The organism is Kouleothrix sp. 19917, assembly GCF_057073505.1.
Window position 1 is genome coordinate 6713081 of sequence record NZ_CP097099.1, and the last position, 22570, is coordinate 6735650.

At 65.4% G+C, this 22570-nt stretch carries 13 protein-coding genes; 7 read left to right on the plus strand and 6 right to left on the minus strand.

Features of this window, described 5'->3' with window-relative positions; all coding sequences use genetic code 11:
• Positions 1–9 precede the first annotated feature (9 nt).
• Positions 10–1212 (minus strand): glycosyltransferase, encoded by a 1203-nt coding sequence (locus M1P90_RS27210; protein WP_483698769.1) that lies wholly within the window; start codon positions 1210–1212, stop codon positions 10–12.
• Positions 1209–1451 carry a cyclic-di-AMP receptor gene (locus tag M1P90_RS27215; protein ID WP_483698770.1) on the minus strand — a complete coding sequence of 81 codons (243 nt, stop codon included), beginning with the start codon at positions 1449–1451 and terminating at the stop codon, positions 1209–1211. Before M1P90_RS27215 ends, M1P90_RS27210 begins: the two co-directional genes overlap by 4 nt.
• Before the next feature lie 200 nt (positions 1452–1651).
• Between M1P90_RS27215 and M1P90_RS27220 the strand changes: the two genes are divergently transcribed.
• The gene (locus tag M1P90_RS27220) at positions 1652–5425 is read left to right on the plus strand and encodes a BTAD domain-containing putative transcriptional regulator (RefSeq protein WP_483698771.1); all 3774 of its coding nucleotides are present in this window, start codon (positions 1652–1654) and stop codon (positions 5423–5425) included.
• A gap of 452 nt (positions 5426–5877) precedes the next feature.
• Positions 5878–7944, plus strand: coding sequence for a ribosomal protection-like ABC-F family protein (abc-f, locus tag M1P90_RS27225; protein WP_483698772.1), 2067 nt, complete (start codon positions 5878–5880; stop codon positions 7942–7944).
• Between the two features lie 79 nt (positions 7945–8023).
• Here abc-f and M1P90_RS27230 read toward each other — a convergent pair whose 3' ends face one another.
• Entirely contained in the window at positions 8024–8449 is a 426-nt protein-coding gene (locus tag M1P90_RS27230; protein ID WP_483698773.1) for a DUF6069 family protein, read from the minus strand.
• A gap of 894 nt (positions 8450–9343) precedes the next feature.
• Here M1P90_RS27230 and M1P90_RS27235 point away from each other — a divergent pair.
• Complete coding sequence (locus M1P90_RS27235; RefSeq protein WP_483698774.1) at positions 9344–12469, plus strand: GAF domain-containing protein; 3126 nt, start codon at positions 9344–9346, stop codon at positions 12467–12469.
• Positions 12470–12556: 87 nt separating this feature from the next.
• On the opposite strand, the gene M1P90_RS27240 is transcribed toward M1P90_RS27235, so the two are convergent.
• The gene (locus M1P90_RS27240; protein ID WP_483698775.1) at positions 12557–13339 is read right to left on the minus strand and encodes an HAD-IIA family hydrolase; all 783 of its coding nucleotides are present in this window, start codon (positions 13337–13339) and stop codon (positions 12557–12559) included.
• Between the two features lie 839 nt (positions 13340–14178).
• On the opposite strand from M1P90_RS27240, the gene M1P90_RS27245 reads away from it, so the two are divergent.
• The gene (locus M1P90_RS27245; RefSeq protein WP_483698776.1) at positions 14179–15414 is read left to right on the plus strand and encodes a DEAD/DEAH box helicase; all 1236 of its coding nucleotides are present in this window, start codon (positions 14179–14181) and stop codon (positions 15412–15414) included.
• A gap of 180 nt (positions 15415–15594) precedes the next feature.
• On the opposite strand, the gene M1P90_RS27250 is transcribed toward M1P90_RS27245, so the two are convergent.
• Positions 15595–17274: a long-chain-fatty-acid--CoA ligase gene (locus M1P90_RS27250; RefSeq protein ID WP_483698777.1), complete on the minus strand. Its 1680-nt coding sequence runs from the start codon at positions 17272–17274 to the stop codon at positions 15595–15597.
• Between the two features lie 338 nt (positions 17275–17612).
• Between M1P90_RS27250 and M1P90_RS27255 the strand changes: the two genes are divergently transcribed.
• Both M1P90_RS27255 and M1P90_RS27260 read left to right on the plus strand, forming a co-directional pair.
• Entirely contained in the window at positions 17613–18377 is a 765-nt protein-coding gene (locus M1P90_RS27255; RefSeq protein ID WP_483698778.1) for an SAM-dependent methyltransferase, read from the plus strand.
• Positions 18378–18379: 2 nt separating this feature from the next.
• Complete coding sequence (locus M1P90_RS27260) at positions 18380–19276, plus strand: STAS domain-containing protein (protein ID WP_483698779.1); 897 nt, start codon at positions 18380–18382, stop codon at positions 19274–19276.
• Positions 19277–19402: 126 nt separating this feature from the next.
• Here M1P90_RS27260 and M1P90_RS27265 read toward each other — a convergent pair whose 3' ends face one another.
• Positions 19403–20806 carry a cystathionine beta-synthase gene (locus tag M1P90_RS27265; protein WP_483698780.1) on the minus strand — a complete coding sequence of 468 codons (1404 nt, stop codon included), beginning with the start codon at positions 20804–20806 and terminating at the stop codon, positions 19403–19405.
• Between the two features lie 345 nt (positions 20807–21151).
• Here M1P90_RS27265 and M1P90_RS27270 point away from each other — a divergent pair, with 345 nt between their 5' ends.
• On the plus strand, positions 21152–22513 hold the full coding sequence (locus tag M1P90_RS27270) for a tetratricopeptide repeat protein (protein ID WP_483698781.1): 1362 nt from the start codon (positions 21152–21154) through the stop codon (positions 22511–22513).
• Positions 22514–22570 lie beyond the last annotated feature (57 nt).

Genomic DNA, 22570 nt, shown 5'->3' on the forward strand with positions numbered 1-22570 from the left:
CAGAGATGGTTAGATAATGTCCTCCATTATGGCATCAAGCGCGGCGCAGTGTTGTGCCCACGAGTAGCGCGCCGCCACGCGCTCGCGCGCCCGCGCGCCCATGGCCTGCGCGGCGGCAGGGTCGCGCAGCGCCCGCGCAATCGCGCCGGCCAGCCCGGCGATGTCGCCTTCGGTGTAGAGCAGCCCTTCCTGCCCGTCGCGAATGATGGTGTTCAGCGGGGGCATGTTTGTCGTAACCACCGGCAAGCCAGCGGCCATATACTCATACACCTTCAGCGGCGACCAGAAGAAACCAGCGGCGCACAGGGCCGGGTGCGGCGCGGTGTTGAAAGGCGCAACGCCTAATGTCGCGCTGGCCAGCAGGGCCGGCACGGCATCGTGATCGACCGCGCCAGTAAAGGTGAAACGGCCCGGCCAGGCCGCCGCCATGCGCTCGGCTGGCGCGCGCTCGGGGCCGTCGCCCACCAGCAGAAAATGAAGATCGTGGCCGAGCGCCAGCAGCATGGCGGCGGCCTTGACGAAATCGAGCACACCGTGCCAGGCGCGAAACGAGCCGAGGAAGACGATGGTGGGGATTGGGGGTTGGGGACTAGGGTTTGGGGTTTGGGAGTCGATAACGCTGGTCCCAGAACCCAGACCGCAGACCCCACTCGCAAAGCGCTCGACATTCGCGCCCCACGGAAGTTCCACGATCTTGGCACGCGGGATTGCAGCCGGCACGGTGGTGTGCAGGGGCGTGACGATCCGGCTGGCCCAGCGGCATTGCGCCACCGCCCAGCGCTGCATCGGCCCGCCCAGCGCGTCGTCGATTCGGCGCTTGCGCACGGCTGGCGGGTCGACGATCAGCGCATTCACTTCCAGAATGCTTGGCAGCCCGAGCCGGCGCGCAGCGATCATGCCGCCGCCCGCGAAGTTATAGTAGCGCTCCATGATCAGGTCGGGCTGCACGGCGCGCGCCAGTCGCATGATCAGCGGCGCGGCCAGCAGCGAGGCGCTTTTCGGAAGGTCGATATGGTGCAGAACGAAGTTGGAATAGTGTGCGGAAACCGGACGTGCCAGCGCCGCCAGGCCGCCCCGGCCTGCGCCGGAGCTTGCGACGACATGGAGGGTATGGCCACGTTCGGCTAAACCGTGGGCAACTTCGAATGTATGCGTGGAGCCACCAAGCACGCCAGGGACGGGGATGCCGCTGGCCACATACAGGATGTTCAAATTCGCTCGTAGCGCTCCAGATCCAGCGTGATCACCAGCGAGCCCGGGGCGGCGCGGCTGGCGAGCGCAACGGCCTGATCGACCGCGCCGTCTTCGACGCCAACCAGCAGGGTGGTGTTGCCCTTGCGCAGAAACCCGCCCGTCGAGGCCAGGCGCGTGACGCGGAAACCCTGCTCCACAAGAGCATCGACGGCCGAGTCGGCGGCGCTGTATTCCGTAACAAAGACCAGTAGCTTCATGCCTGCTCCTCATTTCAGTAAACCTGGGGCATTATAAAGCGCCCGGATGCGGAAGTCAACCAATCGGGCGTTGACATGTGCGGTTGCGCCCGATACAATAATACGCGCGCACAACGTTCAATAAAGAGTATGCTGATCTGCACCCTGGTGGCGCAGCGGCATTTCGTTTGCCAGTGGCAGCAGGGGCATGGGCATTTGTGATGAACGAGCCTGCCATTCGGATTGCATTATTCGGTGCGCTTGAAATTACCCATGCGGGTGGGCCGCCGCAGCGGCCACCTACGCAGCGTGTGCTTGCGCTGCTGGGCTACCTGATCGCGCACCATCATGTGCCGCAAAGTCGCGACAAGCTGGTCGATATACTCTGGCCGGAATTGCTGCCGCGCCAGGGCCGCCGCATGCTTTCCGATACCCTCTGGCGCGCGCGCCGCCTGCTGACCCCGCCCGGCCAGGATGATACGCCGGCCTTTGTGCTGGGCGGCGACACGGTCACGTTCCGCCCGGACGAGTCCTTCTGGATCGACACGCTGGCCTTCGAGCAGGGCGCGCAAACGCCCTTCGCCGAGCCCGCGCCCGTGCGCGCTGCCGTCGAATTGTATCGCGGCGATTTTCTGGAAGATTGCTACGACGATTGGGCGCTCTATGAGCGCGAGCGGCTGCGCGAACGCTACCTGAGCGCGCTGCAGTTCCTCCTCACCTACGACCAGGATCGCCAGGCCTACGATCAGGCGCTGCAAAGCGCCCTGCGCCTGGTGCGCGCCGACCCGCTGCGCGAAGAAGCGCACCGCGCCCTGATGCGGGTGTACTACCTGCTGGGCCGCGAAGCCGACGCGCTGCGCGCCTACGAGCAGTGCCGCGCCGCCCTCGACGCCGAGCTTGGCGTCGAGCCCGAGCCCGAGACACAAAGCCTCTACGAAGAGCTATTGGCGCTCCAGCAGCGCCGCGCAACCGTTAAGACGCCGAGTGCTGGCGCGAGTGGCGGGCACTTCGCGATCTCGAATGATGTGCCGTTTGTGGGCCGGCAGGATGCGCGCGCCGAGCTGATGGACGCCGTCGAGCAGGCGCTGGTTGGCGCGGGCGGGCTGGTGCTGCTGGCGGGCGTGGCCGGGCAGGGCAAAAGCCGCCTGCTGCGCGAAGTGGCGGCCGGCGCTTCCTGGCGCGGCGCGCAGATAAGCTGGGGCCGTGGCCGCGAAGATGCCCAGGCGCTGCCCTTCGGCCCGCTGCGCGAGCTGCTCGCGGCGGCGCTGACACCGGCCCGCGCGCGCGAGCTTGCCGAGCTGCTGCCGCCCGCCACGCTTGGCGCGCTGCTGCCGCTGCTGCCCGAGCTGCCCGAGCTGCTGCCACAGGCCACGGTGCTGTCGGTTGCGCCGGGCCAGCATCCCGTCAGCACGCTCCATGCCGCCATCGCCGCCGTGCTGGTGGCGCTCGGCCAGCTCGCCCCCCAGGTGATGATCCTGGAAGACCTGCACTGGTGCGACCCGGCGACGCTGGAGGCGCTCGCTGCAATACTGCCCGCGCTGCGCGATGCCCGCGTGCTGCTTGCCACCAGCGGCCGCGCCGACGAGTTTCCGCGCCGTCCGGTGGTGTGGAACGCGCTTCTGCAGATCGACCGCGCCGGGCTGCTGCGCCGCGTGGAACTGCAGGGCCTGAGCGTGAACGAGTGCGCCGACCTGGTGCGCCGCGCGCTCAAGATGCAGCAGCCCGCGCCGCGCTTCAGCGCGCGCCTGTCCGAGGCCACCGGCGGCAACCCATTCTTCCTGCTCGAAACGCTGCGCGCGCTCACCGAGCAGGGCAAGCTCACCCGCGACGCTCAGGGCGTCTGGCACACGGCCTGGGATGGCCCCGACGCCGATTATCGCGAGCTGGCACTGCCCGCCGCCCTGCACGACGCAATCGACGACCGCCTGCGCGACCTGCCAGCGGTTGAGCGCGCCACCCTGGCGGCGGCGGCCGTGCTGGGCCAGAACTTCACGCCTACCACGCTGGCGCGCATGGCCGATGGCGCGCTGCCGCCGCCCGAGCTGCTGCGCCGCCAGTTTCTGGTCGAAGACACCGCTGGCTACCGTTTCGGCCACGACACGCTGCGCGAGGTGGTGTACAACGACCTCGATGCGCCAACGCGCCGGGCGCTGCACCTGCGTGCCGCCGAGGTGCTTGAGCAGGAACACTACGCCCGTGTCGAGGCGCTGGCCCAGCACCTGTACCTGGCCGGTGCCTGGGAAAAGGCGCTGCCGCACCTGATTCAGGCTGGCGAGCACGCTCACGCCGTGTGCGCCTACCGCGACGCCCTGCAAAATTACGACCACGCGCTGGAAGCCTACACCAGCGCCGGGGCGCAAAGCCCAGGCACGCTGTGGGAAATTCATCTCCACCGCGCCGAGCTGGCGACGCTGCTGGGCGAGTACACCAACGCAATTCTGGCCTACGAGGCGGTGCTAAAGCTGGCCGAGCGCGACGCGCGCGCCAGCGACGCAGGCGTGCGCCACGGCGGCCGGCGCAGCGCCCAGATTCAAGCGCTCAACGGCCTGTGCTTTGTTGCCGGCCACACCAACGATTACCAGCTTGCCCACCGCGCCAGCCGCCGCGCCATGACGCTGGCTGCCGAAAGCCCGCGCCTGCTCGACCGCGCCGAGGCCTTCTATCAGGCTGGCGTGGTGAGCCTGCGCCGCGATGACTACGGCGAGGCGATTGCGCTGCTGGAGCAGGCCCGCGCGCTCTACGAAGCGCTGGACGACCAGCCCGGCCTGGCGCGCTGCTGGTACCGCATGGGCTTCGCTACCCTGCGCACGCAGGGCGCAACGGCCGAGGCCATGGCGCTGCTGGAACAGGCCCGCGCCACCTACCAGCGCCTGGGCGCGCAGTACGAAGAGCACGACTGCACCGTTGCGCTGGCAAATGTGTCGCTGTGGCGCGGCGCGCTGCCCGAGGCTGTGCGGCTGGCAGAAATCAGCATTCCGTTCTTTCGCGCTGGCGCAATCCGCGACAAAGTCTCCGAAGCGCAGATCGCGCGCGCCGAGGCGCTGCGGCGCATGGGCCGGCTCGACGAGGCACTGCTGGCGGTGGAAGAAGTGTACCAGACGCATGTCGAGCTGGGGCGCACCGCCGCCGCGCAGTACGACTCAATCGTGCTTGGGGCGATCATGCGCGATCAGGGTCGCCACGCCGAGGCGCAGCGCTGGCTGGCCGCCGCCTACGCCAGCGACGACCGCCTGAACAAGACGCGCGCGCTGCTGGCGATGGCCGATCTGAGCCTGAAGCTGGGCGATCTCCATGCCGCCTGGGCGCAGATCTCCGAGGCGCTGCTGCTGATCGAGTGGCTGCGCGCCCCGGCCCAGCGCGGCATTGCCCTGCGCCTGCTCGGCCAGGCGCGCGCCGCCGACCGCGCCAACACGCTGCCCGCCCCCACCGACGAAAGCCCCAGCGCCGTGCGCTGCTTCGCGGAAAGCGCGCGCCTGCTCCAGCAGGCCAACTACGAAAGCGAGCTCAGCGTGGTCTATGCCGCGCACGGCGCATATTTGCTCGATGCGCGCCGCCCCGCCGAGGCGCGCGCCATGCTGCTGCAGGCCCAGGCGCTTGCGCAGCAGTGCGGGCTGGCAACGCTGCTCGGCCAGCTCCAGCCGCTTCTGCTGCGCGCAATCGAGGCATCGGCCCAGCCCGCGCCCGGGCAGGTGCGTGTGCGGCTGGCCCGCCAGGGCACGCCACGCGGCCGCCCGCTACGCGCCGACGAGTTTGCCGACGTGGTGTGGACGCTGGAAAGCGCCGAAGATCAGGAAACCCGCTCGCGCGATGGCAAGGCTGCCGAGCGGCAGGCGCGCATCCGCCGCCTCTGCGCCGAGGCGCTGGCGCAGGGTGCCGAGCCCACCGTTGGCGACCTCGCGGCGGCGCTGGGCGTCACTGGCCGCACCGTCGACCGCGACATCGCCGCGCTGCGCGCCGCCGGCGAGGTCGTTCTGACGCGCGGGGCGGGGGCGTAGGGCGGTTGCAGGTTTGCAGGTTTGCAGGCCGGGGCGTATTGCATACGCCTGTTTACAGGTTTACAGGTTGCAGGCCGGGGCGTATTGCATACGCCTGTTTACAGGTTTGCAGCCCGGGGCGTATTGCATACGCCTGTTTACAGGTTGCAGGTTTGTGCAACTCAAAACTCAACATTCAACATTCAAAACGTACAACCTGCAAACTCGTTCGCTCCTTCTCCCGCCCGATTGACAGCCCTCGGCGCGCGTGGTATTCTTGCGCGGTATTGACGTATTCGCAGGAGGTTTCGCCGTGTTCGTGTTGGAGCTTGCCATTCGTATCAGCGAGGTTGGCTAGCTAAACATAGGATACGTGCGCCCTTTTTCTGTCGATAGAATATAAAAGCTTTGCTTTTTCAGCCGTGGGCGCAGGCGCTGCTCCACGGCTTTCGTATATCTAGGAGTCCGTCACCATGTCAATTCTTAATATCAGCGGGCTGGGCAAATACTACGGCGCCGAGCTGATCTTTTCCGACATTGGCTTTCAGGTCGCGCGCGGCGACAAGGTCGCGCTGGTGGGCGTGAACGGCGCGGGCAAAAGCACCCTGATGAAAATCATTGCCGGCGTGGAAGACGCCAGCAGCGGCGTGCACCACCTCGCGCGCGGCCACACGCTCGCCTACCTTGCGCAAGAAGCGCAGTTTTCGGGCGAGCGCACCCTGATGCAGGAAATGTACGCCGCGCTTGCGCAATTGCTCGAACTGCAGACCGAGATCACCGCGCTGGAGCACGCCCTGGCCGACACCGACGCGCCCGACTGGGAGCAGCGCATGGAGCGCTATGGCGAGCTGACGCACCGCTTCGAGCATGCTGGCGGCTACGAGATCGAATACCGCATCGACCGCACTTTGCAGGGTTTGGGCTTTACGCTCGCGCAGTACGACCAGCCGGTTGGGCAGTTTAGCGGCGGGCAGAAAACCCGTGCCGCGCTCGCCGCGGCGCTGCTGGCCGACCCCGATCTGCTGCTGCTCGACGAGCCCACCAACCACCTTGATCTGGCCGCGCTCGAGTGGCTGGAGCGCTTTCTCAAAGATTGGGACGGCACGCTGATCGTGATCTCGCACGACCGCTATTTTCTCGATAAGGTCACCAACCGCACGATTGAGATCGCCAATGGCCGCGTCGACGGCGATTACCCGGCCGCCTACAACAAATACCTTGAGCTCAAGGCCGAAAAGCTCGAACTGCAGCTCAAGCAGTTCCAGGCCCAGCAGGACTATATTGCCAAAACCGAAGAGTTCATTCGCCGCTTCAAGGCCGGCCAGCGCACCAAAGAAGCGCGTGGCCGCGAGAAGATTCTCAACCGCCTGAAGTATGGCTACCAGGGCGCCAACAACCAGTGGATCGATAACCGCATCGACGCGCCGCAGCAGCAGAAAAAGCTCGCCATCAACATGAACACCCAGGTGCGCAGTGGCGACATGGTGCTGCGCCTGGAGAAGTTGCAGGTTGGCTTTCTGCCGCCCGCCGAAAACGGCCAGCCGCCCGCGCCCGAGCGTGCCACCGTGCTGATCAAATGCCCGAACCTCGAAATGGGGCGCGGCCAGCGCGTGGCGCTGATGGGCCCGAACGGCAGCGGCAAAACCACCCTGCTGCGCACCATCGTTGGCGACCACCCGGCGGTGCGCGGGCAGGTGCGCCTGGGCCACAAAGTCGCGATCAACTACTACGCGCAGGCCCACGAAGGCTTGCAGATGGACGCAACCGTGTTCGACGAGATCCGCCGCATCAAGCCGCTGATCAAGGAAACCGAGGCGCGCACGCTGCTGGGGCGCTTTCTGTTCAGCGGCGACGATGTGTTCAAGCGCGTGGGCGATCTTTCGGGCGGCGAACGCAGCCGCGTGGCGCTGGCCCAGCTGACGCTGATGGCCGGTAACCTGCTGGTGCTCGACGAGCCAACCAACCACCTCGACATCAACGCGCGCGAGGCGCTGGAAGTGGTGCTGAACGAGTACAACGGCTCGATCCTGTTTGTGTCGCACGACCGCTATTTCATCGACGCGGTGGCCGACACGATCTGGATGGTGCAGGACGCCACGGTGCAAGCCTTCGCTGGCACCTACAGCGAGTTTGTCGAGGCGCGCGACGCCCGCGAGCGTGCGGCCACCGAGCCAAAAGCCGAGCAGAACGGGAAGGGAAAAACAGCGCCTGCGCCCAGCAATGGCAAAACCGCCCCGGCAGCGCCCGCGCCAACCCCAAGCCCCGCCGCCGCGCCCGTGGTGGCTGCCCCGGCGAATGGCATTGCTAGCCCAATCGACCGGAATGCCGAGCGCGAGCAGCGCAAACGCCAGCGCCGCCTTGCCGCGCTGGAAGGCGAGATCGCCATGCTCGAAGAAGAGCTGAAGAAGATTGGCGACGAAATGACCGCCGCCAGCGTCGCGTCCGACGGCAAGCGCGTGAAGGCGCTTGAGCTGCAGTACGCCGACGTGCAGGAAATGCTCAACACCCGCTACGAGGAATGGTCGGCGGCGGCGGGCTAGGGCGTGAGCGTTTGGGCAAAAAGAGAGTCGGGAGCGGATAGCTGCCCCGACTCTCTTTTTTGCGCCGATGCGAATCAGCCTACTTGCGCAGCACACCGACGATCACACCCGCCGCGACCACGTGCATCAGGCTTAGCACCAGCTTATTCGCCAGCGCGACCGGCAGCAGCAGCGGGCCAGCCAGCGAGAGCAGCAGCACCACCACGGCAATGATTGTGAACCAGCGAAAGGGCTGCGCCGTCACCCGGCCAAGCAGCCACAACAGCGCAGCTCCCGCGAGTGCCGGCACAACGCTCATCACAATCACCGGCCCGGCGCTCAGCGGCACCACCGGCGCTTCTGGCCCGCCCATCTGAATATTCAGCGGCAGGTTAGCTACCCCCGCAAGCAGCCAGATCAGCAGGTTCACTACGGCGGCGATTCCTGCGGCCGCGAGTGCCAGCAGCCAAAGCCGGCCAGCCGGCACACGCTCTGCCGAAGTGGGCAGTGAAGTTGCCTTTGTCATACCATTCTCCCTTCTCACTCAGCGCGCGATGCGTGATACCAAAACATGCTATCGCCGCGCCACAGGAAAACTATATGCCGAAGGCGTTGCGCGCGGCAGTGCCAAAAGGCACATTCTGTGTGGTCACATGGGCACAATCGTGCGAGCCACGCTGCCGACGCGCAGGAAATACTCAACACCCGCTACGACGAGTGCCCGGCTGCGGCGGGCTGATTGTTCGCCAGTACAGGGCGCGCAGGGTTAGGTACATACCTGGCCCTGCATTTTTGTGTGCCCGGCAATCGCAAAACGGCCGCATGCAAGCGCGAACCCACACGGATAAGGTATTTTTCTCCGCGTTTATCTGCGTTCATCTGCATCCAATAGCTATGTTTTTCTGCTTGCAGATTCAGTACAGTTGTACTTTGTCTTCATGTGGCCGTACCATGTCTTTGTGCAAGTGTACTGCGCTTTCGTGCGGGCGTGCTGCGTGTTTGTGCGGGCGTGCTGCGTGTTGGTGCGGGCGTGCTGCGTGTTGGTGCGGGCGTGCTGCGTGTTGGTGCGGGCGTGCTGCGTGTTCGTGCGGGCGTGCTGCGTGTTTGTGCGGGCGTGCTGTGTCTTTGTGCGGGCGTGCGGCGTGTTTGTGCGGGCGTATGCGTGTTCGTGCGGGCGTGCGGCGTGTTCGTGCGGGCGTATGCGATACGCCCTTTCATCGCGCTCCCGTCACCCTGCCACCCTGCCACCCTGCCACCCTGTCATCTTGTCATCTTGTCACCCTGCCACCCTGCCGCCCGCTGACAACTTGCTCTCAACGCGCATTCTGGCGCACCTTTCGCCGCAACCTGAGCGTTTACACCTGTAGTGGCCGTTCGTCTGCGCGGCCCCGCTGATGCATGTGGTAGAGGCCCGCACAACATGGCACGACGCCCCCGCACTTCTTCCCTGATTGCCCGCCGCGCCTGGGTGGCCGCGCTGCTTGTGGCCCTGCTGCTGCTTGGCGGGCTGGCCGGCATCGCCTACTGGGCCTTTGTGGTGCTCGACGCGCTGCTGCCGCCGCTGATTGGCGCGCAGCAGTGGCTGGGCGTGCAGAACGTCGCGCTTGGCCTTGCGCTCGACCTTGCGCCCTACGCGGGCGGCCTCTTGCTGGCGCTGATTGTGCTGGCATGGCTGCTGGCCCGCTGGGTTGCGCGCCCGCTGCGCCAGCTGCTCGCCGCCGCCGCCGAGCTGAGCAGCAACCCCGACGCGGTGCTGCCCGTGCGCGCCCCCGGCGAGGTTGGCGCGCTGGCGCGCAGCTTTGGCGAGCTGACACGCGGCTTCGAGATCGCCGCCTATGAGCTGCGCAGCCAGAACCAGGTCCTAGCCCAGCATGTCCGCCAGCTCGAAGGCCTGTTGCGCGTTGCCCGCGAGCTCAACGCCTCGCTCGACGCCGACCTGCTGGTGCGGCGTTTTGCTGCTGCCCTGCGCGAAACCTTCGACTACGAGCATGTGGGCGTGGCGCTGCTGGCCGGCGAATCGCTGCTGCACCACTTCAGCAGCACTACCGGCGAGCATATGTTTGCCCCGCCGCTGCGCGCCCCGCTGCTCGACACCAACGCCGTCGGGCGGGTGGCGCTCACTGGCGCGCCGATCTGCGTGGACGACATGCAGTTCGAGCCGGCGCTGGACGCCTCGCCGGGGCTGGCCGCGCTGCGCTCCGAGCTGGCCGTGCCGGTGAGCTACGCCGGCCAGTTGCGCGCCGTGATTGTGGTGCAGAACAGCCAGCCCTACGCCTTTAGCGAAGATGATCAGCAGCAGCTTGAACTGCTGGCGACGCCACTCGGCATCGCGCTTACCAACGCCGGTTTGTTCCAAAGCGAGCAGTTGCGCCGCCAGCTTGCCGAAGCGATCTACCGCGTCTCGCAGACGCTTAGCGCCGCGCTTGCGCCGTCGGGCGTGCCCGAACTTATTCTCGACCAGCTCGCCCAGGTGCTGCCCTACGACCGCAGCGCCCTGCTGCTGCTGGAAGGCGACCACCTCAGCATTGCGGCCACGCGCGGCTACAGCGCGGCCCTTGCCGCCGAGCGGGTGCGCCTGCTGATCGAAGACACGCCGCTGATTGCGCAGGTGGCCGAAAACGAGCGCCCGATCATCGTCGACGACGTGCGCCACGACTCGCGCTACCGCCCGATTCTGGGGCTGGCCGCCGACGACGCGCCGGTACGTAGCTGGCTGGGCGTGCCGCTGGTGGGGCAGGGGCGCATCTACGGCATTCTGACGCTGGAAAGCGAGCTGGCGAACCGCTACGGCGACGAAGAACTGCGCGCAATTGCCGCGCTTGGCAACCAGGCGGCCATTGCCATGGAAAACGCGCGCCTCTACGCCGAAGCCCAGGAGCGCACGCTCCAGCTCGAAGTCGTCACCCGCGTGACGCAGGAAGTGAGCACCCGCGATGTCAGCCGTGAGCTGCCGGGCATTTTGCGCACAATCATTCACCAGATTCGGCGCGTGGTGCCCTGCGACTATGCCGCGCTGGCGCTTTATAATGAGGAAGACGACACCTTCTTTTTCGAGACGGTGTACGACTTTGGCGTGCGCGACTGGGCCGAGCTGCCGCCCGGCAAGCGCGAGCCGGCCGAGGGCACGCCCTGGCAGACGGCCTGCCGCACCGGCACGGCGCTGGTGCAGAGCGAGCTGGTGCGCAGCGCCTTTGTGTACGATCGCGGGCTGGCGGCTGGTGGCCTGCGCTCGGGCGTGGTGATGCCGATTGTCGGGGCCAGCCGCGCGCTCGGCACGCTCGATTTCGCCAGCCGCGAGGCGGCCGCCTACGGCCAGCTGCAGGTTGCCACGCTGCGCGAGCTTTCGCACTACCTGGGCACCGCGCTGCACAACGCCCGCCTGTCGCAAGAGCGCGAAGAAACCGCCGCCAAGCTTGCCCGCACCCAGGAGCACCTCAACCTTGTGGATAAGGTGCGCGCAGTCGGCCAGCTCGCATCGGGCGTCGCACACGACTTCAACAACCTGCTGGCGGGCATTCTCGGCAACGCGCAGCTGCTTCTGTTCGAGGCGCAGGGCGATGACCAGCGCGACATGCTGCGGGTGATCGAGCGGGCGGCCAAGGATGGCGCGGAGACGGTGCGGCGCTTGCAGGGCTTTGCGCGCATGGAGCACGATTCGCCCATGACCGAGGTGCGGCTCGACATGCTGGCCCGCGACGCAATCGACATCACGCGGCCGCGCTGGCGCGACGTGGCGCAGAGTCGCGGCGCGTCGATCGAGATCGTCAAGCAGCTCCAGCCGGTCACGCCGCTGGCGGGCCGCCCCGCCGAGCTGCGCGAGGTGCTGACGAATATCATCATCAACGCGGTGGATGCGATGCCCAAGGGCGGCAAGCTCACCGTCGCCACCTACGACGAGATGATCGGCGGCCCTGGCAGCGGCGACGTGGTGGTGGAAGTGGCCGACACCGGCACCGGCATGCCAACCGATGTACAGGAGCGCATTTTCGATCCCTTCTTCAGCACCAAGGGCGAGGGCGGCACTGGCCTGGGTCTGGCCGTGTCGCTCGGCATTGTGCAGAGCCACGGCGGCGCAATCGAGGTCGAAAGCGCGCCGAACGCGGGCACGCGCTTTGTGATTCGCCTGCCGGTGCGCACCGCCGACCAGCCCGGCAAGGCCGGCAAAGCGCGCCGCGTGCAGAATGTGCAGCCCGGCCATATTCTGTTTGTGGAAAGCGAGCAGATGATCCGCGAGGCGACCGTGCGCCTGCTGACGCGCTGGGGCCATAAAGTCGCCGCCGCCGAAAACGGGGCCGAGGCGCTGGCGCAGTTCCTGCCCGACACCTTCGACCTTGTTATTTCCGACCTGGGCATGACCGACATGAATGGCTGGGAGCTGCTTGGGCAGATCAAGGCCCGCGACCCGCGCGTGCCAACCGTGCTGATCACCGGCTGGGGCCGTTCGGTCAGCGACGAAGATGCGCGCGCGGCTGGTGTCGATTTCCTGATCGAGAAGCCTTTCGACCAGGACGATTTGCGCGACATTCTGGCCGAGGCGCTAGGGTAAGTGCGGGTTCGCAGGTTGCAGGTTGGAATGTTGCAGGTTGCGAATTTCAGCCGGAGCGCGTCGCATACGCCTGTGCGTTGCAAGTGATTAGCGCAGTCCCGCGTCGTCCAGCAGGCCGTCGATATGCTCCAGCACCAGCGTCGGCGCGAGGCCCGAAGCCGCCAGCCGCGCGCGGTCGGCGTCGCCGGTAAGCACCAGGCAGGTTGCCATGCCCGCGTCAATGCCCATCTGGATGTCGGTTTCCAGCCGGTCGCCCACCATCATGCAGCGCGCAGGCGGCAACCCAAGCATCTCGGTAATCGTCGCAACCATGATTGGCGAGGGCTTGCCAACGACCGGGTCGCAGCGCACGCCGGTGCACGCCTCGATCGCCGCAATCATCGCCGCGCAGTCGGGCTCGCCGCCGCCCGGCACCGGGCAGTAGCGGTCGGGGTTGGTCGCCACCAGTCGTGCCCCGGCGCGAATTGCGTCGAAAGAAATCTGCAGCTTGCGGTAATCGAAGGTGCGGTCGAACGACGCGACCACAATATCGATGGCGCCAGCTTCTTCGCTAAGCTCGAAGCCCGCCGCGCGCAAATCACTCTTCAGCGGCTCCTCGCCCACCACAAACAGCCGCGCCGCCGGGGCTTCGCGCAAGAGCCACTGCACCAGCACAAACGACGAATTCACAATATCCTCGACCGGCGTGGGAATGCCCAGGCGCGTGAGCTTGGCGGCATACTGCTCGCGTGTTTTAGTCGGGTTGTTGGAAAGAAAGATCGTGCGCCGGCCAGCCACCCGCAGCGCCGCGACCGTCTCGGCTGCGCCGGGCAGCGGCTGATCACCCAGGTAGATTGTGCCGTCCTGATCGAAAATATAAGCGTCGTACATTGTTTTCTCGCTAATAAAGCTTTGACGAAGGACGAAAGGCGAATGACGAAGGACAACCTGCAAACAGGCGTATGCAATACGCCCCGGCCTGCAACTCCGTGTTTCTGTGCCTCCGTGGTAATATTCCTTCCCTGCCCCTACAGTAACCTGCAACCTGAAAACCTGCAAACGGGCGTATGCAATACGCCACGGCGACAACCCAAAAACCTGCAAACGGGCGTATGCAATACGCCACGGCGACAACCTAAAACCTGCAAACTGGCGTATGCAATACGCCACGGCGACAACCTAAAACCTGCAAACAGGCGTATGCAATACGCCACGGCGATAACCTAAAACCTGCAAACTGGCGTATGCAATACGCCACGGCGATAACCTAAAACCTGCAACTTGCAAGGGTGTGACGGAAAGTTCTGCACACAGCTTGTTTGACGCACTGCCCGGCCGTAAACGACCGGTCTGATCGTACAAAGCCTCTGCGAGGCTGGCGAGCAGCAGCCCTGCAAGGGCTTGGTCGCTTCAGCCCGACCGTTCACGGTCGGGTGAGCTGGTGAATGGAGCGTGGCGGCTTGTTTCCAGCGGCTTCAGCCCGCCCTGCAGAAATATCCGTCACACCCAACTTGCACCCAAAATCGCCAAATCTGCCATTTCTGTGGTATACTACCGCCCGCTGCCCATGCGCTCTGGGTGTTTTCGCTCGGCAGCACTGAATGATACGCTTACCGTTTCCCCCCAGAGGTTACGCACCGTAAGCACGGAGTTTTGTGGCTGTGCCGGCTGCGTAGACGTTTGTGCGCCTCTCTCACATCACCCAGGACTCCCCGAAACAAGGATATATTTTGAACTTCGACCAATTGAACCTCGACCCGCGCCTGATGGAAGGCGTGCGGTCGGCTGGCTATGCCACGCCCACGCCCATCCAGGCGGCTGCCATCCCGCCCGCGCTTGCCGGCCACGACCTGATCGGCACCGCGCAGACCGGCACGGGCAAGACGGCGGCCTTTGTGCTACCGATCCTGCAGCGGCTGCTGAGCGGCCCGCGCCGCCGCGCCCGCGCCCTGATCGTCACCCCCACGCGTGAGCTGGCCGAGCAGATCAACACCACCATTCGCGCGCTTGGCAGCGCCAGCGGCGTGCGCAGCGCCACAATCTATGGTGGTGTGCCAATGCAGCCGCAAGAGCGCGCGCTGCGCGATGGCGTGGAAATTCTGGTGGCCTGCCCCGGCCGCCTGCTCGACCATATCGACCAGGGCAATGCGCGCCTGGACGGCATTGAGGTGCTGGTGCTCGACGAGGCCGACCGCATGTTCGACATGGGCTTTCTGCCGGCGGTGCGCCGCATTCTGAAGCAGGTGCCCGCCAAGCGGCAGACCATGCTCTTCTCGGCGACCTTCCCGCCCGAGATCGAGCAGCTGGCTGCGCAGGCCTTGCGCAACCCGCAGCGCGTGGCCGTAGGCCTGACGCAGCCTGCCGCAACCGTCACGCACGCGCTGTACCCAGTGCCGCAGCACCTGAAAACCGGCCTGACGCTGGAGCTGCTGAAGCACACCGACACGCGCTCGGTGCTGATCTTCACGCGCACGCGCCACCGCGCCTCGCGAGTGGCCCGCCAGCTTGAGCGCGCCGGCTACCGCGTCACCTCGCTGCACAGCGACCGCACGCAGAACCAGCGCCAGGCCGCGCTGGATGGCTTCCGCAACGGCACCTACCAGGTAATGGTTGCGACCGACATTGCGGCGCGCGGCATCGATGTGGCAAGCATTTCGCACGTCATCAACTACGACATTCCCGACACCGCCGACGCCTACATTCACCGCATTGGCCGCACCGGCCGTGCCGAGCGCGAAGGCGATGCCTTTACCCTCATCACGCCCGAGGACGACGCGACGGTGAAGATGATCGAGCGGGCGGTTGGGCAGCGCATCCCGCGCGAAACAATCGCCGGTTTCGACTACAACGCGCCGGTTCCCGCGAACACGCAGTTCGGCGGGCGCGGGCAGCAGTCTAGCGGTCGTGGGCAAGCGCAGCCGGCCGGCAGCCGTGGCGGGTCGCAGCAGCGCCGCTTCTCGCGCTAATCGGAAGAGAAAGACCGTAACCACCAAGACACGAAGGCACCAAGGTTTGAAAATCAAAGCGCGCGTCTGGCAAACAATACGCTAGATCTTGGTGTCTTGGTGGTAAATTTCAACGGTCTTTAGCTAACAATATAAACCAAAATTGGCGGCGCAGAAGGTTTCTTCTGCACCGCCGTTTTGCTATTCAACCTCGCGCTCGCGCAAATTTTCGGTCAGCGCGCGGCGCAGCACCTTGCCGATAAACGAGCGCGGCAGCGCCTCGCGGAACTCGACCGCGCCAGGCAGCTTGTAGGCGCTCAGCCGCTCGCGCAGAAACTGGATGATCTCTTCGGCGGTGGCGCTTTCGCCGCGTCGCAGCACCACAAAGGCGCGCAGGTCGGTGCCGCCGCCTGTGCGCGGCACGCCCGCCACGGCAGCGTCCAACACTTTGGGGTGCTCATACAGCACCTCTTCGATGTCGCGCGGGTAGATGTTGTAGCGCCCGGCCACAATCATCTCCTTCTTGCGCTCGATCACCTGAAAGAAACCATCTTCTTCCATGCGCGCCAGGTCGCCGGTGCGCAGCCAGCCGCCCGGCGCAAAGGCCTCGGCCGTCTCGGCGGGGCGGTTCCAGTAGCCCTGCATCAGCTGCGGGCCGCGCACCAGCAGCTCGCCAATCGCGCCCGGCGGCAGGTCGGCGCCGGTATTTGTGTCCACGATGCGTGCCTCGGTGCCGGGCAGCGGCAGGCCAATAAAGCCAGGCCGGTGCGCGCCGCTCAGCGGGTTCACATGCGTGACTGGGCCAGCCTCGCTCAGGCCGTAGCCCTCGACCAGCCGCGCCCGCGTGATCCGCTCAAAGCTTTCCTGCACTTCCACCGGCAGTGGGGCCGCGCCGCTCAGGCAGGCGCGCAGCGAAGCCAGCCCATAGCGCCGCGCATCTTTCACGTCGGTGATGGCGGCATACATGGGCGGCACGCCCGGAAAGAGCGTTGGGCGATCGCGGCGGATGGCGTGCAGCACGTTCTGCGTCTCGAAGGTCGGCAGCAGGATCATGGCGGCGGCGAGCTGCACCGCGAAGTTCATGCACGATGTCATGCCATAGGCGTGCGAGAAGGGCAGCGCGCACAGCACACGCTCGCGCCCGCGCTGGAGCTCGGGCACCCAGGCGGTGGTTTGCAGGGCATTCGCCACCAGGCTGCGGTGCGTGTGGACCACGCCTTTCGCCTCGCCGGTGGTGCCGCCAGTGTACAGAATTACTGCTGGCGCGGCGGGATCTAGGGCGGGCAGCGGTGTTTCGGTCGGCGCGGTGTCAAGCATGCGGGCCAGCCACAAGGAGCGTTTCGCCTCTGAATCGGGCACGCGGTGGCCTTCGCGCTCCTGCCGCAGCAGCGTAAACAGCTGGCGCTGGCCGGAAGGTAAATATTCCTTGATGTTGGTATAAATCACGCGCTTCAGCGGCGCAAGCTGGCGCGCCTCCGCGATCAGCGGGTAGAACATGCTCAGCGCAATGATCGTGCTGGCCTGCGCGTCGGCGAGCTGGCGCACCAGGCCACTGGCCTCGAACAGCGGGTTTGCCAGCACCACCGTCGCGCCTGCGCGCAGCGCGCCATAGTAGCAGATCACCGCCTGCGGCACGTTCGGCAGCACCAGCGCCACACGCTCGCCGCGCCCGATGCCGGCCTGCAACAGCGCCTGCGCGCAGCGTGTGGCCAGCTCGTCGAGCTCGGCATAGCTCAGTTCTGCGCCATAAAAAAGGATGGCGGGCGCTTGCGGGAAATCGCGCGCGGCGGCGGCCAGCAGATCGGGCAGGGCCAGCGGCGGCACGGCAATGTCGTGCGGCACGCCAGGATCGTAGTGCGCCAGCCAGGGAAATTCGCTCACAGGCCACCTGCACTTTGCTTGGAATATTGAAAGAGTCGCCGATAGAAACAGTGATATTGTAGCAGATCGGCTATGGCAGTGCTTGAATGAAACTATGGTATCATTACGGCGTTCTGAAAACATCGCCGATCTGCCAGCTACATCAGGACCGATGACCTATCTCGGTTCGCCGGCTGATCGGGTACGATAGCAACGGAACATCCCCACCAGGCCGTGGGAAGCCTGGGTGCTTTTCCCCTTTTTGTGGACCATAGCGTATTCTTTGCGCCTAACCAGGCGTGGGGTGGCTGTGTTCTGCCTGCATCGCGTTTTGACGCAACGAGAAGAGGAGATTGGACATGCAAATCGACACAAGCAAACCGAGCGTGAGTCGTATCTACGACTATGTGCTGGGTGGGCATCACAATTTCGATGTTGATCGCGCAGCAGCCGAGAACATCCTGAAATTTCTCCCTTCCTACCCAACCTGGGCGCGCCTGAACCGCTGGTTTCTCCAGATGGTCGCTACGCAGTGGGCCGAAGCTGGCCACTCGCTGGTGCTGGATATTGGCTCGGGCCTGCCCACGGCCGGGCATTTTCACAGCGCCCTGCCCAATGCACGCGTGCTCTACACCGACAACGACCCGATGACAGTGGCCTACGCGAACGAGGTGCTGGGCAACAATCCGCAGGTGAAGTTTCTGCTGGCCGATGCAAATGAACCGTCGGCAATTCTGGCCGCTGCCGATCAGTTTCTGCAGTCGCGGCAGGTTGCGATTGGCGTGATCGGCATTTCGTACTTCCTCACCGATGCGCAGCTGAAAAACCTCATGCAGGCCCTGTACGACTGGGCTGCGCCCGGCAGCGTGCTGGCGCTTTCGTACATTTATGTGGATCGCAATCACCCTGATTTTGCGACTATGTCTGCGAAATATAAGGGTTTTTCGGGCAGCCAGACGTATATGCGCGACTCAGACGAAATTGCGCAGCTCTGCGCGCCCTGGGTCGTTCGCGATAACCGCCCACTGGCCGAGATGCTGGGCGTTGAACACGTCGTTGGCGAAAACGAGCGCATGGGTATGGATGTTGAGATGTTCGGTGCTTTGATGGAACGCGTGAATTAAGCATGAGCGATACTTTTCTTGCTTCGTTGCGGCCCGCGCTTGAAGTGAGTGTGGCCGACGCGCTCAAGCGCAAGGCGATCAGCAACCGCGGCAGCTTCGCGCCGTTTCGCGTGCCGGCAACCGCGCAGACACTGGTCGCTCACCTGCTGCGCGCCGAAGGGCCGGCTAGCGCCCAGGCGGCGCGCGCGCTCGGCACCGAGCTGGGGCACGCCGGCCTGGGCTTGCCTGCCCTGCACGAAGCCCAGAACGCGGTGCTTGGGCTGATTGCGCGCAGCGAAGGCGCAACGCCCGAAACCCTCGATCACGCCACTGGCTATTTCCGCACCGTGGTGGAGGCGCTGGTGGCAGCCGACGCCGCCGAGCTGGCGCGCCAGCGCTCGGAGATGGAGCGCGCCTACATCAACGCGACCATCGAGCAGCGCGAGCAGGAAGCCATGCTGCGCAGCACCATCCGCGAGCTGTCGACGCCGATCATTCCTGTCTACGAGGGAATTCTGGTGCTGCCTCTGGTTGGCTCGATCGACAGCCGGCGCGCAACCGAGGTCACCGAGCGCCTGCTTGAGGCGATTGCCAGCTACCAGGCCGATCTGGTGATTATTGACATCACCGGCGTGCCGATTATTGACACCAGCACGGCCAATCACCTGCTGATGACAACGCGCGCGGCCAGCCTGCTTGGCTCGCAGGCGATTCTGGTGGGGATTGGCGCAGAGATTGCCCAGACGATTGTGCAGATCGGGATCGAGCTGCGCGGCCTGGTGACGCTGGCGAACCTGCAGGCCGGCATCGCCTATGCGCTGGCGCAGCGTGGCATGGCGATTCAGCCGCTGGCCGCGCCTGCCGAAACCCGCGCGAACAGCCGCGCAGTCGGCAGCGCGAAAAAAATATCGCTGATTTAGGTGGCCAAGCGAGCGGGGCTGGCAGCAGAAACGCTGCCAGCCCCGCTTTTGTGTGTAGCTCGGACGAATGACCAAAGCGCGCTTCGTCCTTCGTCCTTCGTTATAACCCCTTGCGCTGCACGCGCGCTAGCGCCCGCGGCTCGCCAGAAAGTCGATCACGTCGATTTTGGTGACGATGCCGGTCACGCGCCCATCATCCACTACCACGGCTGCCTGGCTGCGCCCAAACACCGGCGTCAGCTCCTCCAGCGGCATTGCCGGGTCGATGGTGGCGACCTCGTGGGCGTGCAGGTCGGCAATGGTGTGATCCATCGCGCCGCCAGCCAGCAGGTAGTCGAGCAGGTCGCCCTCGCCGATCAGGCCGTGCAGCCCGCCAGCCTCGTCGATCACCGGCAGCTGCGAAATGCCGTGTGCTTTCATCATGCGAATGGCCGCCTCGACATTGGTGTCGTGCCCGGCCGAGATCAGCTCACGCGGGCGCGAGGCCAGCAGATCGCCAACCGTGGCCGGCTCGAGGAAGCCGTTTTCGCGCATCCAGTTGTCGTCGAAAATTTTCGAAAGGTAGCGCGAGCCGCTGTCGGGCAGCAGCACCACCACCAGGTCGTCTTCGCTCAGGCCCGCGCCCGCGCCGCGCAGCCACTTCACCGCGCCGGCCACCGCCAGCCCGCACGAGCCGCCGCAGAACAGCCCTTCTTCGCGCACCAGCCGGCGCGTCATCGTAAATGATTCGCGGTCGTTCACCTGCACCACGTCGTCGATCATGTCGAAATCGAGCGTGCTGGGCAGGAAATCTTCGCCAACTCCCTCGACCTTGTAGGAATGCGCCGGGCCAAGCTCGCGCGTCTGGAAATAGTGCTGCAGCAGCGAGCCAAGCGGATCGACGCCAACGACCTTGATCGCCGGGTTCTGCTCTTTCAGGTAGCGCGCGGTGCCGCTGATCGTGCCGCCCGTGCCCATGCCTGCAATAAACGCCTTGATGCGCCCGCCGGTTTGCCGCCACAGCTCGGGGCCGGTGCTGCGGTAGTGTGCCTCGGGGTTGGCGGGGTTCCAGTACTGGCCGGCCAGAATGGCGTTGGGCGTTTCTTCGGAAAGGCGGCGCGAGACCGAATAATACGAGCGCGGATCATCTGGCTCGACGGCGGTGGGCGTGATCACGACGCGCGCGCCAAATGCGCGCAGCTGGCGAATTTTCTCATCGCTCATTTTGTCGGGCATCACAAACACGCACTTGTAGCCTTTAATCGCCGCCGCGATTGCCAGCCCAACGCCGGTATTGCCACTGGTGCCTTCCACAATTGTGCCGCCGGGCCTGAGCCGGCCTTCGCGCTCGGCGGCCTCGATCATGGCCAGGCCAATGCGATCTTTCACGCTGCCGCCCGGGTTCATAAACTCGGCCTTTGCCAGCAGCGTTGGGCGAATTCCGCGCGCAACCTTGTTCAAGCGCACCAACGGCGTGTTGCCAATTGTCTCCAGAATAGAATCGTGAATATCTACGGTGCCGATCTGCTCAGGTGAATCGACCACTGCCATGCCTCGCCTCCTTGTTATGATATGTACTCTACGATGAGCATGCGCTTCATTGCGCAAAAGCGCCCGCATGGTACCACGAATTGGGCGTCGGCGATAGCTTGCCGCTGCGCGCGAAACATGATCCCAAAGCCAATTGTAAGCCATTACACTTTCGCAAGTCATGGGCGCGCTCGATCCCTTGCTGGCGCGCAAGTGTGAAATATGACTGTTGACCGTAAAACAGGGGTGTGGTAGAATAGCCGCGATTGACCGCATTCTGCTGTGAAACAGCACCGTGCACTTTTCCCGGATACGTGATCGCACCATGGCGGCCCGGCTGCGGGACGCACAAGGAAGGAGCTTCGCATGGCGGAGTCCGATACGATCCTACAGCTTGGGATCGAGGCCGCGCGCGAGGGTAACCGCGAGGAAGCGCGCAATTTATTCGGCCTGCTGACGCGCCAGGAGCCTAGCAATGTGCAAGCCTGGCTGTGGCTGGCTGGTGTCGCCGATGGGCCCGATCAGCGCCGCGCCGCCCTGGAGCGCGTGGTCGAGCTCGACCCAAGCAACGAGATGGCGGTAAAGGGTTTACAGGCCATGGGCGTCAAGCCGACGACCAAGCTGGCCGATGCCGATGCCTCTGCGCCCACGATTGCTGCCCCCGTGTCATCCGCCAGCGCGCCCCCGCCGCCGCCCGCCCGCGAGATGACCGACGAAGAACGCTATGCGGCCGAGCTGGATTCGGCTTTTGACGATTACGATGCGCTGCCCCGCAGCGAAGTTCCCGCCCGCGACCCGGTTGGCGACGCCGATGCAATCGACGCCGCTGCCATGGGCGATCGCCCGCGCTCGACGCCGCGCGGCACCGCCCGCGAACGCAGCGCTGCCCGCCGTGGCGCAACGCCGATCCGCTCGGATGACGACGACGATTACGATCTGCGCTCGGCTGGCGTGCGGCGCAGTGGCCCCAGCCCCTTGTTGCTGGGCCTGCTGGGCCTGATCGTCGCCGTGCTGGCGTGCGTGGTGATCTACTCGTTCTTCCTGCGCGGGCGCGGCCCGCAGGTTGCCGTGGACGCAACCAACACCGCCGCGACGGCGATGGCAGGTGGCCTGAACCCAACCGCGCCGCTGCCCGGCGACGGCACCGTGCCGATTACCAGCACTGCCGATATTGGCGCGACGCCAGCGATTACCAGTACAGGAACTACCACCACGACCGTGCCAGTCGCCAGCAATGGCGAGCCGACTGCCGCGCCGGCTGCACAGCCCGCTGGTGGCAACGTGCCCGCGCCAGCCGCAAACCCGAACCTCCAGGCGGTTGGGATAGGCGAGCAGCTTCAGGCGAACGGCTGGACCTATACCTACCCTGACCCGAACTATGTCGTTGTGCTGGGCAAGCAGGTTGGCAGCTTCACCGCCAATGGCACCTATGTCCACGTGCTGGCCTATGTAGCGAACAACACCGGCACCGACCAGCCGTTGCCAGCGAACTTCTTCGCGCTGAAAGACGCGCAGGGGAATGTGTACCCCGCCCAGGCGCAGACGTCGAGTGCGTTTGTGCAGCGCGGCGTGAACGCCGATGTAGGTATGGAAGACGCGGTGCCGGCGAATGGCGTGCTTACCAGCATCTACCTGGTGTTTGATGTAACGCCGGGCGCACAGAACCTGACACTCTTTGCCGCCGGCAACAACGGCCAGGGCTGGCAGGTGCTCAGCGCCGTGCCCTAGCGTGGCGCGCGCGAAGTGATGCGCCCCATCAGGAGCCGGGAATCAGGCCGCTGGCAG